At 67.3% G+C, this 16,702-nt stretch carries 15 protein-coding genes and 1 tRNA gene; 9 read left to right on the top strand and 7 right to left on the bottom strand.

What is annotated here, in order from left to right; translation table 11 throughout:
- The first annotated feature begins 128 nt into the window (after nucleotides 1–128).
- The 4 genes from ACMGDH_RS14370 (at nucleotide 129) to ACMGDH_RS14355 (ending at nucleotide 4,774) form a co-directional block, all read left to right on the top strand.
- Nucleotides 129–1,034, top strand: coding sequence for an NAD-dependent epimerase/dehydratase family protein (locus ACMGDH_RS14370; protein ID WP_436828657.1), 906 nt, complete (start codon nucleotides 129–131; stop codon nucleotides 1,032–1,034).
- Nucleotides 1,035–1,137: 103 nt separating this feature from the next.
- Nucleotides 1,138–1,380, top strand: coding sequence for an acyl carrier protein (locus ACMGDH_RS14365; protein WP_436828656.1), 243 nt, complete (start codon nucleotides 1,138–1,140; stop codon nucleotides 1,378–1,380).
- A gap of 115 nt (nucleotides 1,381–1,495) precedes the next feature.
- Entirely contained in the window at nucleotides 1,496–2,758 is a 1,263-nt protein-coding gene (gene spt, locus ACMGDH_RS14360) for a serine palmitoyltransferase (protein WP_436828655.1), read from the top strand.
- 51 nt (nucleotides 2,759–2,809) lie between these two features.
- A complete protein-coding gene (locus ACMGDH_RS14355) occupies nucleotides 2,810–4,774 on the top strand; it encodes an ATP-binding protein (RefSeq protein WP_436828654.1) in 1,965 nt (654 codons plus the stop codon).
- Between the two features lie 156 nt (nucleotides 4,775–4,930).
- Here the strand turns inward: ACMGDH_RS14355 and ACMGDH_RS14350 are convergent, their stop codons facing one another.
- The 5 genes from ACMGDH_RS14350 to hspQ form a co-directional block, all read right to left on the bottom strand.
- Nucleotides 4,931–5,518 carry a TetR family transcriptional regulator gene (locus ACMGDH_RS14350; protein WP_436828653.1) on the bottom strand — a complete coding sequence of 196 codons (588 nt, stop codon included), beginning with the start codon at nucleotides 5,516–5,518 and terminating at the stop codon, nucleotides 4,931–4,933.
- Between the two features lie 105 nt (nucleotides 5,519–5,623).
- Nucleotides 5,624–6,184 (bottom strand): GNAT family N-acetyltransferase, encoded by a 561-nt coding sequence (locus ACMGDH_RS14345; protein ID WP_436828652.1) that lies wholly within the window; start codon nucleotides 6,182–6,184, stop codon nucleotides 5,624–5,626.
- A gap of 171 nt (nucleotides 6,185–6,355) precedes the next feature.
- Nucleotides 6,356–6,625 (bottom strand): 50S ribosomal protein L27, encoded by a 270-nt coding sequence (rpmA, locus tag ACMGDH_RS14340; protein ID WP_436828651.1) that lies wholly within the window; start codon nucleotides 6,623–6,625, stop codon nucleotides 6,356–6,358.
- 25 nt (nucleotides 6,626–6,650) lie between these two features.
- Complete coding sequence (gene rplU / locus ACMGDH_RS14335; protein WP_436828650.1) at nucleotides 6,651–7,031, bottom strand: 50S ribosomal protein L21; 381 nt, start codon at nucleotides 7,029–7,031, stop codon at nucleotides 6,651–6,653.
- A gap of 148 nt (nucleotides 7,032–7,179) precedes the next feature.
- Nucleotides 7,180–7,560: a heat shock protein HspQ gene (gene hspQ, locus ACMGDH_RS14330; RefSeq protein WP_436828649.1), complete on the bottom strand. Its 381-nt coding sequence runs from the start codon at nucleotides 7,558–7,560 to the stop codon at nucleotides 7,180–7,182.
- 132 nt (nucleotides 7,561–7,692) lie between these two features.
- Here hspQ and ACMGDH_RS14325 point away from each other — a divergent pair.
- Together ACMGDH_RS14325 and pcaF are read left to right on the top strand one after the other, a co-directional pair.
- A tRNA-Ser gene (locus ACMGDH_RS14325) sits at nucleotides 7,693–7,782 on the top strand.
- Between the two features lie 117 nt (nucleotides 7,783–7,899).
- On the top strand, nucleotides 7,900–9,102 hold the full coding sequence (pcaF, locus tag ACMGDH_RS14320) for a 3-oxoadipyl-CoA thiolase (protein WP_436828648.1): 1,203 nt from the start codon (nucleotides 7,900–7,902) through the stop codon (nucleotides 9,100–9,102).
- Nucleotides 9,103–9,147: 45 nt separating this feature from the next.
- On the opposite strand, the gene ACMGDH_RS14315 is transcribed toward pcaF, so the two are convergent.
- Nucleotides 9,148–9,618, bottom strand: coding sequence for an Lrp/AsnC family transcriptional regulator (locus ACMGDH_RS14315; RefSeq protein WP_436828647.1), 471 nt, complete (start codon nucleotides 9,616–9,618; stop codon nucleotides 9,148–9,150).
- 119 nt (nucleotides 9,619–9,737) lie between these two features.
- Here ACMGDH_RS14315 and putA point away from each other — a divergent pair, with 119 nt between their 5' ends.
- Nucleotides 9,738–13,370 carry a trifunctional transcriptional regulator/proline dehydrogenase/L-glutamate gamma-semialdehyde dehydrogenase gene (putA, locus tag ACMGDH_RS14310; protein ID WP_436828646.1) on the top strand — a complete coding sequence of 1,211 codons (3,633 nt, stop codon included), beginning with the start codon at nucleotides 9,738–9,740 and terminating at the stop codon, nucleotides 13,368–13,370.
- A gap of 139 nt (nucleotides 13,371–13,509) precedes the next feature.
- Nucleotides 13,510–14,844 (top strand): L,D-transpeptidase scaffold domain-containing protein, encoded by a 1,335-nt coding sequence (locus ACMGDH_RS14305; protein ID WP_436828645.1) that lies wholly within the window; start codon nucleotides 13,510–13,512, stop codon nucleotides 14,842–14,844.
- Nucleotides 14,845–14,929: 85 nt separating this feature from the next.
- On the opposite strand, the gene ACMGDH_RS14300 is transcribed toward ACMGDH_RS14305, so the two are convergent.
- Entirely contained in the window at nucleotides 14,930–15,484 is a 555-nt protein-coding gene (locus tag ACMGDH_RS14300; RefSeq protein WP_436828644.1) for a YMGG-like glycine zipper-containing protein, read from the bottom strand.
- A 265-nt stretch (nucleotides 15,485–15,749) separates the two neighbouring features.
- Here ACMGDH_RS14300 and ACMGDH_RS14295 point away from each other — a divergent pair, with 265 nt between their 5' ends.
- Nucleotides 15,750–16,370, top strand: a complete 621-nt coding sequence (locus ACMGDH_RS14295) for an alpha/beta hydrolase (RefSeq protein ID WP_436828643.1) — start codon at nucleotides 15,750–15,752, stop codon at nucleotides 16,368–16,370.
- The last annotated feature ends 332 nt before the right edge of the window (nucleotides 16,371–16,702 follow it).

The raw sequence follows: 16,702 nt of genomic DNA, 5'->3' as shown, positions 1-16,702 counted from the left end.
ATGGCTTGGCGAGCGGGTGGATTGAAGCGCCGCTGGCGCGGCGAGGCGAGTGTCTCCGCGCCTTCGCGCCTCCGCGTGAACCAAGCTGGGTCGCTTCGCGCCTTCGCGCCTTCGCGTGAGCAAAACCCATGACCACGCTCGCCATCACCGGCGGTACCGGCTTCGTCGGTTCGCGGCTGATCGCGCTGGCGACCGAGGCCGGGCACCATGTCCGCGCGCTCACCCGGCGCGAGCAGGCCGAGCGGGCGAACATCGCCTGGGTGCGCGGCGACCTCGATGCGACCGACGCGCTCGCAGAGCTGTGCAGCGGCGCCGACGCGGTGATCCACGTCGCGGGCGTGGTGAACGCCCCCGACCGCGAGGGCTTCGCTCGCGGCAATGTCGAAGGCACGCGCAACATGCTCGACGCCGCGAAGGGCGCAGGAGTCGAGCGCTTCGTCCATGTCTCCTCGCTCGCCGCGCGCGAGCCCGGAATGTCCGCCTATGGCTGGTCGAAGGCCGAGGGCGACAAGCTGGTTAAGGCGTCTGGCCTCGCATGGGACATCGTCCGCCCGCCTGCGATCTACGGCCCCGGCGATATGGAGATGCTCGAGCTGTTCAAGCTGGCGAAGCGCGGCCTCGCGCTGCTTCCGCCGGGCGGGCGGCTTTCGGCGATCGAAGTCGGCGACCTCGCCCGGCTGCTGCTGACGCTCGCCACTCACGAAGCCACCGCACGCATCTACGACGCGGACGACGGCACCGAAGGGGGCTGGAGCCATGAGGATTTCGCGCGGGCGATCGGCACTGCGGTCGGCAAGCGCGTAGCCGCCTTCGCGCTGCCGCGCCCGCTGCTGATGGCCGGTGCGCAGCTCGATCGGCTGGTCCGCGGCAAGAGCGCCAAGCTCACGCCCGATCGTGTCGCCTATTTCTGCCACCAGGACTGGGTGATCGACGCCGCCCGCCGCCCACCTGCCGATCTGTGGCAGCCGCAGGTCGAAACCCCCGCCGGCCTCGCCGCCACCGTCGCCTGGTACCGCGAGGAGGGGCTGCTCTGAGCCGAGGAGGGCGGAACGATATTGGTCCGCGCGCGCCCCGCCAGCGGCGCGTTTCCGCCGCATTTCCTTGGCACCGCTCGCCGATGCCACTAAGGGACCGCCCATGACTGACCGTGCCGAGGTCTTCGAGACCGTCAAAGCCCAGATCGAGCCCTTCAACAAGAAGGGCGTGACGCTCACCGAGAGCACCACCTTCGCAGGCGATCTCGAATGGGACAGCCTGACCGTGATGGATTTCGTCGCGGCGATCGAGGACGAGTTCGACATCCTCATCACGATGAACATGCAGGCCGAGATCGAGAATGTCGGCCAGCTCGTCGACGCGGTGCAGAAGCTCAAGGGCTGAGATATTTCCCGTTCGCCCTGAGCTTGTCGAAGGGTGGTTCTTCTTCTGCCGACGAGCGAACAAAGAGCGGTGCTTCGACAAGCTCAGCACGAACGGGTCTTTGGGAAATTATAGAATGACGGATTCGATCCAGACCGCCGACGCGCTGCCCGAGAACCCCTCGCCGGTAACGCCCGAGCGTGACCTTATGTCCAAGTTCGACGCCCTGATCGCCGAGCGCCAGGCGCTGCTCGACAGCGGCGTGACCGATCCCTTCGCGATCGTGATGGATCAGGTGAAGTCGCCCACCGAGGCGGTGATCGCGGGCAGGGACACGATCCTGCTCGGCACCTACAATTATATGGGCATGACGTTCGATCCGGACGTGATCCAGGCCGGCAAGGACGCGCTCGACCAGTTCGGATCGGGCACCAACGGCAGCCGCATGCTCAACGGCACCTTCCGCGACCATATGGAAGTCGAGCAGGCGCTGCGCGAATTCTACGGCGTCTCGGGCGCGATCGTCTTCTCGACCGGCTATATGGCCAACCTGGGCATGATCTCGACGCTGGCGGGGAAGGGTGAGTACGTCATCCTCGACGCCGACAGCCACGCCTCGATCTACGACGGCTGCAAGCAGGGATATGCCGAGATCGTCCGCTTCCGCCACAATGACGTGGCGGATCTCGACAAGCGTCTCGGCCGCCTGCCTGCCGAGGCGGGCAAGCTGGTGGTGCTCGAGGGCGTCTATTCGATGCTCGGCGACATCGCGCCGCTCCGCGAGATGGTAGCGGTCGCCAAGAAGCACGGCGCGATGGTGCTCGTCGACGAGGCGCATTCGATGGGCTTCTTCGGCCCCAATGGCCGCGGCGTCTATGAGGACCAGGGGCTGGAGGGGCAGATCGACTTCGTCGTCGGCACCTTCTCCAAGTCGGTCGGCACCGTCGGCGGCTTCTGCATCTCGGACCATCCGAAGTTCGAAGCGATCCGGCTCGCCTGCCGCCCCTATATCTTCACTGCCTCGCTGCCGCCCTCGGTGGTCGCGACCGCGGCGATGTCGATCCGCAAGCTGATGCACGCGCACAACAAGCGCGCGCACCTGTGGGAGAATGCGCGCACGCTGCACGGCGGGCTCAAGGCAATGGGCTTCAAGCTCGGCACCGAGACGCCGGACAGCGCGATCATCGCCGTGATCTTGGAGGATCAGGAGCAGGCGGTGGCGATGTGGCAGGCGCTGCTCGATGGTGGGCTCTACGTCAACATGGCCCGCCCGCCCGCGACGCCGGCCGGCACATACCTGCTGCGCTGCTCGCTTTGCGCCGAGCACACCAGTGAGCAGGTGGAACGAGTTTTGAAAATGTTCCATGCTGCGGGACGAGCCGTTGGGGTTATCGGCTGAACCGAAAGGTTTTGCTTTTGTAAGTCGCCAAGCTCCCCTAGATTCAACGGGATGAGCGAAGCGCCCGCCAATGTGCTCGACCGCGTCGTCAGTACGACGAACTGGCGGGTCTGGATGCTCGGCCTGCTGACATTGCTCGGCGTGGGCGTGCTGGCGGCGATCATCATCCTCCAGCAGCGCACCGATCACGAGCGCGACCGCGCGCTGGCGCTGCAGCAGCGCAGCTTCGAGATCATGCTGCGCGCCAACCAGCTCTCCGGCGCGGTTTCCGCCGCGGAGGCTGCGCTTGGCCGCTATGTCGTCAGCGCCGACAAGCAGCTCGGCCAGCAATATGCGGCGCATTGGAGCCGCGCTGCCGAGCGGCTGAACCGCCTTCGCCAGGCGTCGGGCGACAATCCAGCCCAGCGCGAGCAGGTCGTGGCGCTGCAGAAGGCGTTCGAAGAGCGCGGCCGCGAGCTGAACGAGACGGCCGCCTATTCCGCATTCGGCCGCGATCGCGACGCCTGGGGCAGCTATTACCGCGTCCGCCAGAGCGAAGCGCGCGAGCGAGTCGAGAATCTGCTGGAGCGCGTCGTCGACCTCGAACGCGGAGTGCTGCGCGAGCGTACCCAGGCGGCGGGCAACCTCATCGAGAATTCCAACCTCGCGTCGCGAATCCTGATGGGGTTCGGCATCTTCATCGTCCTCGGCGCGGTGGCGCTGGGCTGGCTGGCGATCGAGGCGCACGGCCAGCGCGCCGTCGCCGACGCGGAGGCGATCGCCCAGCGCGAGCGCGCCGCCGAGCTCCAGCAGGCCGTCGACGCCGCGACTGCGCAGCTTCGTGCGGAAGCGCGCGATCGCGCGCAGGCGGAGGCGCAGCTGCGCCAGATCCAGAAGATGGAGGCCGTCGGCCAGCTCACCGGCGGCATCGCGCACGATTTCAACAATATGCTGGCGGTCGTGCTCGGCGGACTCGAACTCGCCAAGCGCCACCTGCACATCGGCGGTCCCGACACGCACCGGCACATCGAGAACGCGATGGAAGGCGCCAACCGCGCCGCGGCGCTCACGCGCAGGCTGCTCGCCTTCTCGCGCGCCGAACCGCTGTTGCCCGAGCCCGTGGAAGCGGGCGTGTTGATCGACGGCATGTCCGATCTGCTCGATCGCACGCTGGGGGATGCGATCCGGGTGAGGACCAAGGATGCGGGCAAGGGCTGGTGCGTCTGGGTGGACCGTCACCAGCTCGAGAATGCCCTGCTCAACCTGGCAGTGAACGCGCGCGACGCAATGGAAGGGCGCGGGACGCTGACCATCAGCACCGGCGGCGTGGCGCTTTCGGAGGGCCAGGTCGGCGAATGCGCTGCGGGCGACTATGTCTCGATCACCGTGAGCGATACCGGCTGCGGCATGGCGGCAGACGTGCTCGAACGCGTGTTCGAGCCTTTCTTCACCACCAAGCCGGTAGGCAAGGGCACCGGGCTCGGGCTCAGCCAGATCTTCGGCTTCGTCCGTCAGTCGGATGGCGAGATCGCGATCGAGACCGCGCCCGGCAAGGGAACGAGCGTCACCCTCTATCTCCCGAGGCACATCGGGGAAGCAGTGGCGAGCGCCGAGGCCGAGCCGATCGCGTCGATCATTGATGCTCCCGTGCGCAGCCTCGACGTTCTCGTGGTCGAGGACGATCCCCGCGTGCTCACCGCGACGGTCAGTGCGATCGAAGAGCTGGGGCACCGTGTCACTGCCTGCGACGATCCGCTCGCGGTGCGCGCGGTCGTGGCGCGAATGGAGGCGCTCGATCTGATCGTCACCGACGTGCTGATGCCCGGTCAGACCGGCCCTGAGATGATTGCGGGGCTGGGCGAGAGCATCGACGGCGTGGCGGTGCTGTTCGTGACCGGCTTTGCGGGTGAGGCCGATCCGGGCGCCTTCTCGGGCCATTCGGTGTTACGCAAGCCCTATACGCTCGCCGGCCTGGCCCGCGCGATCGCCGAAGCAATGGAAAGCGAAGCACGACGCACCCGCGCAGCAGCCGAGTAGCTGGAGTCGGCTCATTTGACTCGAATCGGTTCCCCGGCGAAGGCCGGCGCCAGTTGCAATGCCGCCAACGAAGCGCCGGGCACTCTCAAGACCGCTGCGATACTGGGCCCGGCCTTCGCCGGGGAACCGATTGCTTCAACTCGGGCGGATCAAACTCTAGTTTTGGTTCACCACGGAGCTCCGCAGCTGAGCGGCGGCAAGCTCGCGTGCCTTGTTCCGCGGCAGCCCCAGCGCACGGGCCATAGGCGCGCCGAGCAGCGCGTCCCCAAGTGCCATCAATGTCAGCTGGAGCGTCTCTTCGTGCAGCGAAGCGGCCTGTTCGCTGTGGCCATCGGCGATCTCGTCGACCAGCCGGTGGATCGCTTCCAGGATGGGGTCGAGTGCGTCCTCGTTGCCGTTCAGGATCATCCAGCTCGCCAGCGCTCCCGCGCCTTCCTCGCCGAACGCATCGAAGGTGAGGTCCACCACTTCCCGGGGGTCATGGTCGCCTTCGCGCGCCCGCACCACTGCCGCGACGATCTTGGCAGTAACCGAATCGGCGATGCGTGCGGCGAGCGCCTTCTGCAGCCCCGCGGCCGAGCCGAAGTGATGCAGCAAGTTCGCGTGCGTCCGCCCGATCTGCGCCGATACCGCCTTGAGCGTCACCGCCTGCGGCCCCGCTTCGAGCAGCAACGCCCGCGCGGCTTCGAGCGCGGCATCGCGCGACTGTTCGGGAGAAAGGCGCTTGCGTTTATCGGCGGACATGGATGGAAATGACTGCGAAATTGCCTCGGTGCTCCTCGACCTAGTGGAGGAAAGCCACGGCGAAAGCAAAGACTCCGGCGCGGCCGGAAAGCCGACCGCGCCGTGTCAGGCCGCCATCATCCCTCGCGCGGGGTCGTCGCAGCTGTCCTGCGCGGTGAGATCCATCTCGAACTTCACCGTGGACACCATTTCCCCGCGCGCGCGGCAGGGGGTAGGCACCACCTTGCCCGTCGGCCGGAAGCCGAGCTTACGCAGCACGCGTGCCGAAGCGGGATTGTCCACGAAATGCCCTGCGGTGAGCTTGCGCAGCCGCAGCGTGTGGCGCGCATTGGCGATCACCGCTCGTCCGGCCTCGGTCGCATAGCCGCGGCCCCAGGCACCCGGCGTCAGCCAATAGCCGAGCTCATGATTGCCTTCCTCGTCGAGGTGGATTCCGATGCCGCCCACCAGCCGCACCGCATCGGGATGGTGCGCGCAGATCAGCATCGCACTCTCGGCTGTGCCGGGCACGCGCTTCAGGAAGTCGAGCGCGTCGCCGAGCGTATAGGGCCAGGGCGCGCGGCTGAGCTTGGTGACGACCGATTCATGCGCGATGGCGCGCACCAGATCGTGCGCATCCTCGGGCCATCCGGGCCGCAGGGTCAGTCTCTCGGTACGCGCGAACATGTCACTCTCCTCGTATCGGCCAGCGCCATGGCGCGTCTCGATGACACGTCAGGGACACTAGGGTAGGGAGGGAGCATGAAAAAAGGGAGCCGGGGCGACCCGTCTCCCTTTCAAGCTGGTCCGATTCGGACCCGGGTCACCCTGGTGGGCAACCCGGCTGGCTGCCCGATGTTATTCGGCTGCTTCCATAATCGCGTCGACCGAACAGAACTTACGTCCAAGCTTGCCTTCCTTGAACGACACGCGGCCGTCGACGAGCGCGAAAAGGGTATGGTCCTTGCCCATGCCCACGTTCACGCCCGGATAGAATTTGGTGCCGCGCTGACGCACGAGGATGTTGCCGGCAATGGCGACCTCGCCACCGAACTTCTTTACGCCGAGACGACGGCCAGCAGAGTCGCGACCGTTGCGGGACGAGCCGCCTGCCTTCTTATGTGCCATTGTCTATACTCCTCGAATCTCTTGCTTACGCTTCCGCGGCCGGGGCTTCTGCCTCGGCGGGGGCGGCGGCCTTCTTCGCCTTGGGCGCGGCCTTCTTCTTCTCTTCCTGTGCACCGATGGCAGTGATCTTCAGGATCGTGTGCTGCTGGCGGTGGCCGTTCTTGCGGCGATAGTTGTGCCGGCGGCGCTTCTTGAAGACGATGACCTTCTCGGCCTTCGCCTGCGCGATGATCTCGGCCGAGACGGTGAGCCCGTCGGTCGGCTTCAGCTCCGAACCCTCGCCGGCGAGCAGAACGTCGCCCAACGTGACCGTCGAACCGGCCTCACCGTCGAGCTTCTCGACGACGATCTTGTCTCCGGCGGCGACGCGATACTGCTTGCCGCCCGTGCGCACGATAGCGAACATGGCTCTGTCTCAACCTACAAATGCTTATGCCCGCCAGGGAACGCCCCGGCAGGAGGAAGCGCGCAGCTAAGGGAGGAGGATGCGGAAGTCAACCTCGAGTTGATGATTCCAGCAAGTTTTGCCGCCGAGAAGCGAGCTGAATGCAGGCTTAGTGCCGGTGCTCGCGCTTCAGCTTGTAGCGGCCGCCCGAATAGCGCTCGAACAGCCCGGCGATCGCGGGATGGTCCACCGGCTCCTCGCTCTCGTCCACCACCAGATTCTGCTGGCTGACATAGGCGACGTAGCTCGAATCGGCGTTTTCGGCGAGGAGATGGTAGAAGGGCTGGTCCTTGCGCGGGCGCACGTCCTCGGGGATCGCCTCATACCATTCGTCCGAATTGGCGAACACCGGATCGACATCGAAGATCACGCCGCGGAAATCGAACATCCTGTGACGCACGACATCGCCGATGGCGAAGCGCGCCGTTGCCACCGCGGGCATCGGGACTGCGGCTGCGAGAGGGGCGGAAGGCGTTGGGGCACGAGGCATGGCAACAATTTAATGGCCCCGCGGTTTCGCACAAGGACCCCGCTTGTGCCGCTCGAATCATTGCGCTAATGGCCCGCCTCCATCGATCGGGCGTGCCGTCCCCCGCGGGACAAATGCGCGCCGCCCCCCTGCGGAGAGGTGCCAGAGTGGTCGATTGGGACGGTCTCGAAAACCGTTGTGCCCGCAAGGGTACCGTGGGTTCGAATCCCACCCTCTCCGCCACTGGGGCTTGGGCCCATCCTCTAGCGACGGGCAGTCGCCCCGGGGCTGGCGGCGATACTGTGCAGGCGCCATGATCGGCTCGATTCCCGCACGAATGGGAATCGAGAGGAGCGCCGCATGACCCAGGCTTTCATTTGCGATGCCGTCCGCACGCCGATCGGGCGCTTCGGCGGTTCGCTTGCTTCCGTTCGGGCGGACGATCTCGCCGCGGTGCCTATGCGTGCGCTGGTCGAGCGCAATCCGGGCGTGGACTGGCAGGCTGTCGACGACGCGATCCTCGGCTGCGCAAATCAGGCAGGGGAGGACAATCGCAACGTCGCGCGGATGGCAGTGCTGCTTGCGGGGCTGCCGGAGCAGGTTCCGGGATCAACGGTCAATCGGTTGTGCGGGTCCGGGCTCGATGCGATCGGCTCTGCCGCACGCGCGATCCGCGCCGGCGATGCGCAGCTGATGATCGCCGGCGGTGTCGAGAGCATGAGCCGCGCGCCCTATGTGATGGGCAAGGCCGACAGCGCCTTCGCGCGCGGGCAGAAGCTCGAGGACACGACGATCGGCTGGCGTTTCGTCAATCCGGCGATGAAGGCTGCGTACGGCGTCGATTCGATGCCGGAAACCGGGGAGAATGTCGCGCAGGAGTGGGGCGTTTCCCGCGAGGATCAGGACCGGTTCGCGCTGCGCAGCCAGGAAAAGGCGGCGGCTGCCCAGGCCAAGGGCCGGCTCGCGGCTGAGATCGTGCCGGTGATGGTGCCGCAGAAGAAAGGCGATCCGATCGCCGTCGACACCGACGAGCATCCGCGCGCGACCAGCCTTGATGCGCTGGCGAAGCTCAAGCCGGTGGTGCGCCCGGACGGCACGGTTACCGCGGGCAATGCCTCGGGCGTCAATGATGGCGCCGCGGCGCTGCTCGTAGCCTCCGAAGCCGCCGCCGCTGCAAACGGACTCGTCCCGCGCGCTCGGATCGTGGCCATGGCCTCGGCAGGGGTCGCGCCGCGGGTGATGGGAGTCGGCCCGGTGCCCGCGGCGCGCAAGCTGCTCGCGCTCGGCGGAATCACGATGGATCAGCTCGACGTGGTCGAGCTCAACGAAGCTTTCGCCAGCCAGGCGATCGCAGTGCTGCGCGACCTGGGGCTCTCGCCGGACGACGACCGCGTCAACCGGAACGGCGGCGCGATCGCGCTCGGCCATCCGCTCGGCATGTCGGGCGCGCGGATCACGATGACCGCGGTCGAGGAGCTGCACCGCACCGGCGGACGCTATGCGATGGCGTTCATGTGCATCGGCGTGGGGCAGGGGATCGCGCTGCTGCTCGAGCGGGTCTGAGGCGGCTTCGCGCGCAATTCCGAACGGGGGAGTTCGGCTGTTCCCTCACATTGCGTCGCGGATCGTCTCCATCGCGACGAAGGTGGAGGTGCTGGCGACGTGGGGCAGGCTCGATATCCGCTCGCCCAGCACCTCGCGATATTTGCGAATGTCGGACGTGCGGACCTTGAGCAGATAGTCGAAGCTGCTCGCGATCATGTGGCATTCCTCGACTTCGCGGATCCTGAGCACCGCGCGGCGGAACTCCTCCAGCGCCGTCTCGCGCGTGTCGGAAAGCTTCACTTCGGTGAAGGCGATGTGATCGAGCCCCAGCTTCGCCGGATCGATCACCGCGCGGAAGCCCAGGATATAGCCTGCGTCGATCAGCCGCTTGAGCCGCACCTGGCACGGCGTCTTCGAAAGCCCCACGCGTCGCGCCAGCTCGGTCACCGACATCCGGCCGTCCTCGCGAAGCGCATCGATGATCTTGCGGTCGAACAGGTCGATTTCACTATCGAGTGACTGTTTGACGGCCATATGCGCTGCTCCTGCGGCAGAATAAGGATCGATCGGCCCACAAAACTAGCATCATTGGGCGGATTGCCAAACTGGGGCGTTGTAGGGGGCGAAGAGATCCCTTGCAGTGCGAGTCCACCATGTCTGATTTCCCGCCGCTCTTCGCCGAATTCGCGCCGCCGATCCGCGAGCAGACTCCGCTCCGCCAGGCGATCACCGCTGCCTGCCGCCGGCCCGAGCCCGAGTGCGTTGCCGCGCTGCTCGATCAGGCGTCGCTGCCCGAGGCCATCCGTGCCGCCGCAGCGCGCACTGCCACTGCGCTCGTCACCGGCCTGCGCGCGGGGCGCCGCGGTGGGGGCGTGGAGGGGCTGGTGCAGGAATATGCGCTTTCTAGCCAGGAGGGCGTGGCGCTGATGTGCCTGGCCGAAGCGCTGCTCCGCATTCCCGACGACGAGACCCGCGACGCACTGATCCGCGACAAGATCGCGGGCGGCGACTGGCGCTCGCATGTGGGCGACGGCCGCTCGCTTTTCGTCAACGCCGCGACCTGGGGGCTGGTGGTCACCGGCAAGCTCACCAGCAGCGTCAACGACAGTGGGCTCGCGGCGGCGCTGACCCGGCTGATCGCGCGCGCGGGCGAGCCGGTGATCCGCCGCGGCGTCGACATGGCGATGCGGATGATGGGCGAGCAGTTCGTCACCGGCGAGACGATCGAGGAAGCGCTCAAGCGCGCGAAGCCGCTCGAGGCGCAGGGCTTCCAATACAGCTATGACATGCTCGGCGAGGCTGCGACGACCGCGGCCGACGCGGCGCGCTATTACCGTGATTATGAAGCGGCGATCCATGCGATCGGTGCTGCCTCGAACGGGCGCGGCGTCTATGGCGGCCCCGGCATCTCGATCAAGCTCTCGGCGCTCCATCCGCGCTATTCGCGTGCCCAGGCAGCCCGGGTGATGGGCGAGCTGCTGCCGCGCGTGAAGGCGCTGGCGGTGCTCGCCAAGGGCCACGACATCGGGCTCAACATCGATGCCGAGGAGGCCGATCGGCTCGAACTTTCGCTCGACCTGCTCGAAAGCCTTGCGCTCGATCCCGATCTCGCCGGCTGGAACGGGCTCGGCTTCGTCGTCCAGGCCTATGGCAAGCGCTGCCCGTTCGTGATCGACTGGATCGTCGATCTCGCGCGCCGCGCCGAGCGGCGGATCATGGTCCGGCTGGTCAAGGGCGCCTATTGGGATGCCGAGATCAAGCGTGCGCAGCTCGACGGGCTCGCCGACTTCCCGGTCTATACGCGCAAGATCCACACCGATGTCGCGTATATCGCCTGCGCGCGGAAGCTGCTCGCCGCCACCGACGCGGTCTTTCCCCAGTTCGCGACGCACAATGCCCAGTCACTCGCGACGATCTACGAGATGGCCGGGCCGGACTTTGCGATCGGCGACTATGAGTTCCAGTGCCTCCACGGCATGGGCGAGCCGCTCTATGAGCAGGTCGTCGGCAAGGACAAGCTCGATCGCCCGTGCCGCATCTACGCGCCGGTCGGCACGCACGAGACCTTGCTCGCATATCTCGTTCGCCGCCTGCTCGAGAACGGCGCCAATTCGTCCTTCGTCAATCGCATCGCCGATCCCGAGGTCTCGGTCGCCGAGCTCGTCGCCGATCCGGTCGAGGCGGTGCGGGCGATGCCGGTAGTGGGCCAGAAGCACCCCCGCATCGCGCTGCCGGGCGATCTCTATGGCTCCCGCCGTAATTCCGCGGGGCTCGATCTTGCGAGCGAAGCCACGCTGGCGATGCTGAGCGGCGCGATGCGCGAAGGGGCGCACGGCGACTGGACCGCGGCGCCCGGCGACGGCACCGGCGCGCCGCGCGCCGTGCTGAACCCCGCCGACCACCGCGACAAGGTCGGCACCGTATTCGAAGTTTCGCCCGGGCAGGCGCAGGCTGCCGTTTCCAAAGCGGCGGCCGCGGCGTCCCGTTGGGCGGCGGTCGCGCCGGCCGAGCGCGCCGTCTGTCTCGAACGCGCCGCAGACCTGATGCAGGCGCGCATGCCCGCGCTGCTCGGCCTGATCATGCGCGAGGCAGGCAAGTCGCTCCCCAATGCGATTGCGGAGGTGCGCGAGGCGATCGACTTCCTGCGCTACTATGCCGAGCAGGCGCGGCGCACGCTCGGGCCGGCGCATCCGCCGCTGGGCCCAGTCGTCTGCATCAGCCCGTGGAACTTCCCGCTCGCGATCTTCACTGGCCAGGTCGCCGCCGCGCTGGTCGCGGGCAATCCGGTGCTCGCCAAGCCCGCCGAGGAGACCCCGCTGATCGCCGCACAGGGCGTTGCGATCCTTCACGAGGCCGGCGTCCCCGCGGAAGCGCTCCAGCTGCTCCCCGGCGACGGTGCGATCGGGGCTGCGCTGGTCGCGGCGCCCGGAACCGCGGGCGTGATGTTCACCGGCTCGACCGAAGTCGCGCGGCTGATCCAGCGCGAGCTGGCGAAGCGCCTTTCGCCCCAGGGCACGCCGATTCCCTTCGTCGCCGAAACCGGCGGCCAGAATGCGATGATCGTCGATTCCTCCGCCCTCGCCGAGCAGGTGGTGGGGGACGTGATCGCCTCCGCCTTCGACAGCGCGGGCCAGCGCTGCTCGGCACTGCGCATCCTCTGCCTTCAGGAGGAAGTCGCCGATCGTATCCTCGCGATGCTCAAGGGTGCGCTGCACGAGCTGTCGATCGGCCGCACCGACCGGCTGAGCACCGACATCGGCCCGGTGATCACCGCCGAGGCCCAGGCCAATATCGAAAAGCACATCGATCGGATGCGAGGGCTGGGCCGTGCGGTCGAGCAGATCACGCTCGCTGGCGAGACCATGCACGGCACTTTCGTGCCCCCGACGATCATCGAGCTGGAGGGCATCACCGACCTGGAGCGCGAGGTGTTCGGTCCGGTCCTCCACGTCGTTCGCTATCGTCGCGACGGGCTCGACCGCCTGATCGACCAAATCAACGCGACGGGATATGGTCTGACTTTCGGTCTCCACACCCGGCTCGACGAGACGATCGCGCACGTCACCGAGCGCGTGAAGGCCGGCAATCTCTACATCAATCGCAATGTGATCGGCGCAGTGGTGGGCGTGCAGCCGTTCGGCGGCCGCGGGCTCTCCGGCACCGGCCCCAAGGCCGGCGGCCCGCTCTACCTCGGGCGGCTCGTGCACGGCGCACCGGTGCCGCCGCAGTTGAGTTCCACCGCCGCCGATCCCGCCGCACGCGATCTTGCGCTATGGTTGGAGGCCAATGGGGACGCCAGCGGTGCTGCCCGAGTCCGCGCCGCCGTCAGCGCCTCGTTGCTCGGCGGCGAGGTCGAGCTTCCCGGCCCCGTCGGCGAGCGCAACCTTTATGCACTCCACCCCCGCGGCACCGTGCTCGCGCTCCCTGCGACGCGGGACGGGCTGGTCGCCCAGCTTGCGGCGAGTCTCGCGGGCGGCAACACGCTTGTGGTGCACGCTCCCCCGGCGCTCCGCTCCGGCTTCGCGGGGCTGCCTGCCAGCGTCGCCGCGCGCATCCGTTGGATCGAGGAATGGGCAGGGCAGGGGCCATTCGCCGGCGCGCTGATCGAAGGCGATTCCGCGCAGGTGCGGGCTGCGCTGGAGGCGATCGCCGCGTTGTCCGGCCCGATCATCCTCACGCAGGCCGCCGGTGCGGGTTATCGTCTCGAATGGCTGGTCGAGGAGGTCTCGACCTCGATCAACACCACCGCAGCGGGGGGCAATGCGAGTCTGATGGCGCTGGTATGATCGGGCATTGTTGAACCCGGAGGCTTCTGGGGGGTTTTCGATTCTCGATCATCCCCAAGCGAGCATTTCCGAAGCTATGGAGCCCGATATTCCGACCAACCCGATTATCCCGACGCTTTCCCGCCGCCTTTCGAGAGGCATGGCCGCGGCCTCGCTCGCATTGCTGCTCGGCGCCGCTTTTCCCGATGCCGCCTTCGCGCAGGCTGCCGCGCCGATCACTGGCGAAGAGGTCAGCGAAGCATTGGGCAAGGGTGCCGGGCTCGATCGGGACCTGCGCGCCTTCTACGCCGCGCGCAACTATCGCCCGATCTGGATCACTGCCGCCGGCCCCCGACCCGAGGCTCGCCAGCTGCTCGACATCCTCGAATCCGCCGATCTCGACGGGCTCGACCCGGACAAGTTCCGCGTCCGCTCGATCCGCGACGCGTTCGACGATCTGGCAGAGGAACCGAGCCCCAAGCGGCTGGCGCGCGCCGAGGCGCTGCTCTCGAACAATTTCGTCGGCTATGTGCGCGCGCTGCGCCGCGTGAAGAAGCCTTCGCTCGAGTTCGCCGATCCGGAGGCCCGCCCGCCCGTGCCCGAGGAGGAGGATGTGCTGCAAGCGGCGGTCTCGGCGCCGTCGCTCGCCAAATATGTCGCGGGGCAGGGCTGGATGCACCCGCTCTATGGCCAGCTCCGGAACGCGCTTGCTGCAGCCGGACCCGATGCGCTGAGCGCACCGATCATGCGTGTCAACCTCGAACGGCTACGCGTGCTGCCGGCCAATCCTGAAGGCCGCCATGTCGTCGTCGACGCCGCGGGCGCCCGGTTGTTCATGTACGAGGGGCAACGGCAGGTCGACAGCATGAAGGTGATCGTCGGCCGCCCCGAAACCCCGACGCCGATGATGGCGGGCGTGATCCGCTATGCGACGCTCAACCCCTATTGGAACGTGCCGACGGATCTGGTGCGCGACCGGATCGCACCCGAAGTGACGAGCGCAGGCCCCACCTATCTGCGGCGGCATAATTATGAAGTGCTGGCGGACTGGTCGGCCGAGGCCGCGGCCGCCGATCCGACGCTGGTCGATTGGCAGGCGGTTGCCTCGGGGTTCCGCACCGTGCGTGTGCGCCAGCGCCCGGGGCCGGGCAACGGCATGGGGAAGGTCAAGTTCATGTTCCCCAACGACAAGGACATCTACCTGCACGACACGCCCGACAAGGCGCTCTTCCGCACCGCCGACCGGCATTACAGCGCCGGCTGCATCCGCCTGGAGGATGCGGCGCGGTTCGGCCGCTGGCTATTCGGCAAGCCGCTTCGCCCCAAATCACGCAAGCCGGAGCTGCGCGAGGAAGTGCCCGAACCGGTGCCGGTCTATGTCACCTATCTCACTGCCTTCCCCGAAGCGAAGCGCGTGGCTATTCGTGAAGACAGCTACGATCGCGATGGGCTGGAGAACAGCCCGAGCCGGCAGGCGGCATTGGTCGGAGGCTGAGGGAAGGAGCCGCGCCGCGCTTCGCCTGCAGGATCAGCTAATAAAATAGCGCCTGGCCGTGAATACGGGCCAGGCGCTATTGGGATCAGCCGCGTTCGGCAGCCGGCGGGGCCGACTGATAGGACGGCGGGACGCCTTCGTAATATTGGCCGTTCTGGGTATAGCCATCGGCGCAACCGTCGTTGTTGGCATCGGCCCAGACCGCGCCACCGACGCCGCCGACCAGCGCGCCGATCACCGCACCCGCGAGCACATCGCCGGCCAGCGCACCGACGCCCGCGCCTGCAATGGCGCCCACGCCCGCGCCGGTGGCGGCGGTTCCGCCCACGCTGCGGCAGTTGCGAGTCGCAGTATAGCCTGCCGGGGCACCCGGATAATATTGCCCGTTGCTGACATAGCCGTCGGCCTGGCCGTCGTTGTTGGCATCGGCCCAGACTGCGCCGGCGATCCCGCCGACGGCCGCACCGATGACTGCGCCTGCGATCGGAGCGCCGGCGATTGCACCGACCACGGCGCCACCGGCACCGCCTACCGCAGCGCCGGTGCCTGCCGCGGCGAGCGTGCTATCATCGGTCGTGCTCGTACAGGCGGCGAGCGACATCGAGCCGGCTAGGAGCACGGCTGCAAGAGACTTCTTCATCTGGCTTCCTCCTCTAAACTAGCGGGCGAGCCGCATCAGGGGTGCGGCGAATCACCGCATCCGCTTCGGCCAAACGAGGGAAATGGTCGGTACGTTCCGGAAACGGCCTCTCGGAGCGCCCGAAGCAACAAGGATGGCGCGAATCGGGCGCGACGCGGCATCCGGCGAAACAATGATGCGTTTCGTCTCTTTCCTGCGACTTTTCGGTTCAATATCCCATTTGCCAGGTATAGATTGAGTCGCTTTTCATGATGGAGAATACCCGATGGGTGCGCTCGCTCTTCCCGACGGTCTCTCGCTGGTGACGATTGGCGGTAACGGCCGTGCGCCCTGGGCGTCGCTGCTGCATTGGCCCGAACGCGGAGAGGCGCATGTCCCGTTGCGCGCACGCACGCTGGGCGAACGCAACCTATTGGGGGCGAAGCTCGACGCCGCGGTCACGCAGGCCGATCGCGCGGTGCTGTTGCTGGCGCAGGGTGCGGGCTGCTTCGCCACGGCATGGTGGGCGCGGTTGTCGCCGGCTTCCTATGTCTCGCGCGTCGCGGGTGCGATCTTCTTCCAGCCCGACGAGTCGCGCGACGATGACGGTGAGCTCAGGGACGCTTTCGCGTCGCCGCGAATCCGTTTGCCCTTTCCCTCGGTCGTGGTGGGGGCGGGCGCGTCGCGCGGCGGCGTGCTCCCCGATCTGCGCGCACTCGCCGACAGTTGGGGAAGCCGCGTGGTGGTCGAACGCGGCGCGCGGGCCGAAAGCGCCTTCGATCGCACGCGCCGCGCGATCGCGCGCTTCACCTCGGGGGTGATCGAGCGCGATCTCGATACCGCCGCCCGCCTGGTGGGGCAGCGGCAGCCGGCATCGCCGCTGCGGCTGCTCAGGCGCCAGTCCTGATGCGCGGTAGAGAATCCGTTTTCCGGGCGCGCGACGATCTTTTTTGAAGTTTTTTGAAATCCGGTGTTGACGACTCAGATCGCCGCCCATAGATGGCGGCCTCCCGGCACGGTGCAGCAGCGCCCGCCGCTTCCTCGGACCCGCGAATGCAGGCTTCGAGGTGATCAGCTCTTTCGATTTTGGCGAAGCCTCAGCGGCTTAGCCGATTTGTGTGGCGAAAGCCACGTGGCGCCGCTTCGGCGGGGCCAGAAAGACTGCGCTCTTTGAAATTGTTGAATAGATGAAGGGACATGTGGGCGGCGGCTCGGTGTCTGGGCGGCTTCTGGGCGTCT

The organism is Sphingomonas radicis (genome assembly GCF_051400635.1).
GTDB lineage: Bacteria > Pseudomonadota > Alphaproteobacteria > Sphingomonadales > Sphingomonadaceae > Sphingomonas.
The sequence above is the reverse complement of the archived record's forward strand: the minus strand, read 5'-3'. Positions and strand labels throughout refer to the sequence as shown.

Coding starts and splice junctions, on each gene's coding strand:
- putA (WP_436828646.1), top strand. CDS start 9,738: ATGTCTGATTTCCCGCCGCTCTTCGCCGAATTCGCGCCGCCGATCCGC.
- ACMGDH_RS14350 (WP_436828653.1), bottom strand. CDS start 5,518: ATGTCCGCCGATAAACGCAAGCGCCTTTCTCCCGAACAGTCGCGCGAT.
- ACMGDH_RS14295 (WP_436828643.1), top strand. CDS start 15,750: ATGGGTGCGCTCGCTCTTCCCGACGGTCTCTCGCTGGTGACGATTGGC.
- ACMGDH_RS14300 (WP_436828644.1), bottom strand. CDS start 15,484: ATGAAGAAGTCTCTTGCAGCCGTGCTCCTAGCCGGCTCGATGTCGCTC.
- hspQ (WP_436828649.1), bottom strand. CDS start 7,560: ATGCCTCGTGCCCCAACGCCTTCCGCCCCTCTCGCAGCCGCAGTCCCG.
- rplU (WP_436828650.1), bottom strand. CDS start 7,031: ATGTTCGCTATCGTGCGCACGGGCGGCAAGCAGTATCGCGTCGCCGCC.
- rpmA (WP_436828651.1), bottom strand. CDS start 6,625: ATGGCACATAAGAAGGCAGGCGGCTCGTCCCGCAACGGTCGCGACTCT.
- ACMGDH_RS14315 (WP_436828647.1), bottom strand. CDS start 9,618: ATGGCCGTCAAACAGTCACTCGATAGTGAAATCGACCTGTTCGACCGC.
- spt (WP_436828655.1), top strand. CDS start 1,496: ATGACGGATTCGATCCAGACCGCCGACGCGCTGCCCGAGAACCCCTCG.
- pcaF (WP_436828648.1), top strand. CDS start 7,900: ATGACCCAGGCTTTCATTTGCGATGCCGTCCGCACGCCGATCGGGCGC.
- ACMGDH_RS14305 (WP_436828645.1), top strand. CDS start 13,510: ATGGCCGCGGCCTCGCTCGCATTGCTGCTCGGCGCCGCTTTTCCCGAT.
- ACMGDH_RS14370 (WP_436828657.1), top strand. CDS start 129: ATGACCACGCTCGCCATCACCGGCGGTACCGGCTTCGTCGGTTCGCGG.
- ACMGDH_RS14345 (WP_436828652.1), bottom strand. CDS start 6,184: ATGTTCGCGCGTACCGAGAGACTGACCCTGCGGCCCGGATGGCCCGAG.
- ACMGDH_RS14365 (WP_436828656.1), top strand. CDS start 1,138: ATGACTGACCGTGCCGAGGTCTTCGAGACCGTCAAAGCCCAGATCGAG.
- ACMGDH_RS14355 (WP_436828654.1), top strand. CDS start 2,810: ATGAGCGAAGCGCCCGCCAATGTGCTCGACCGCGTCGTCAGTACGACG.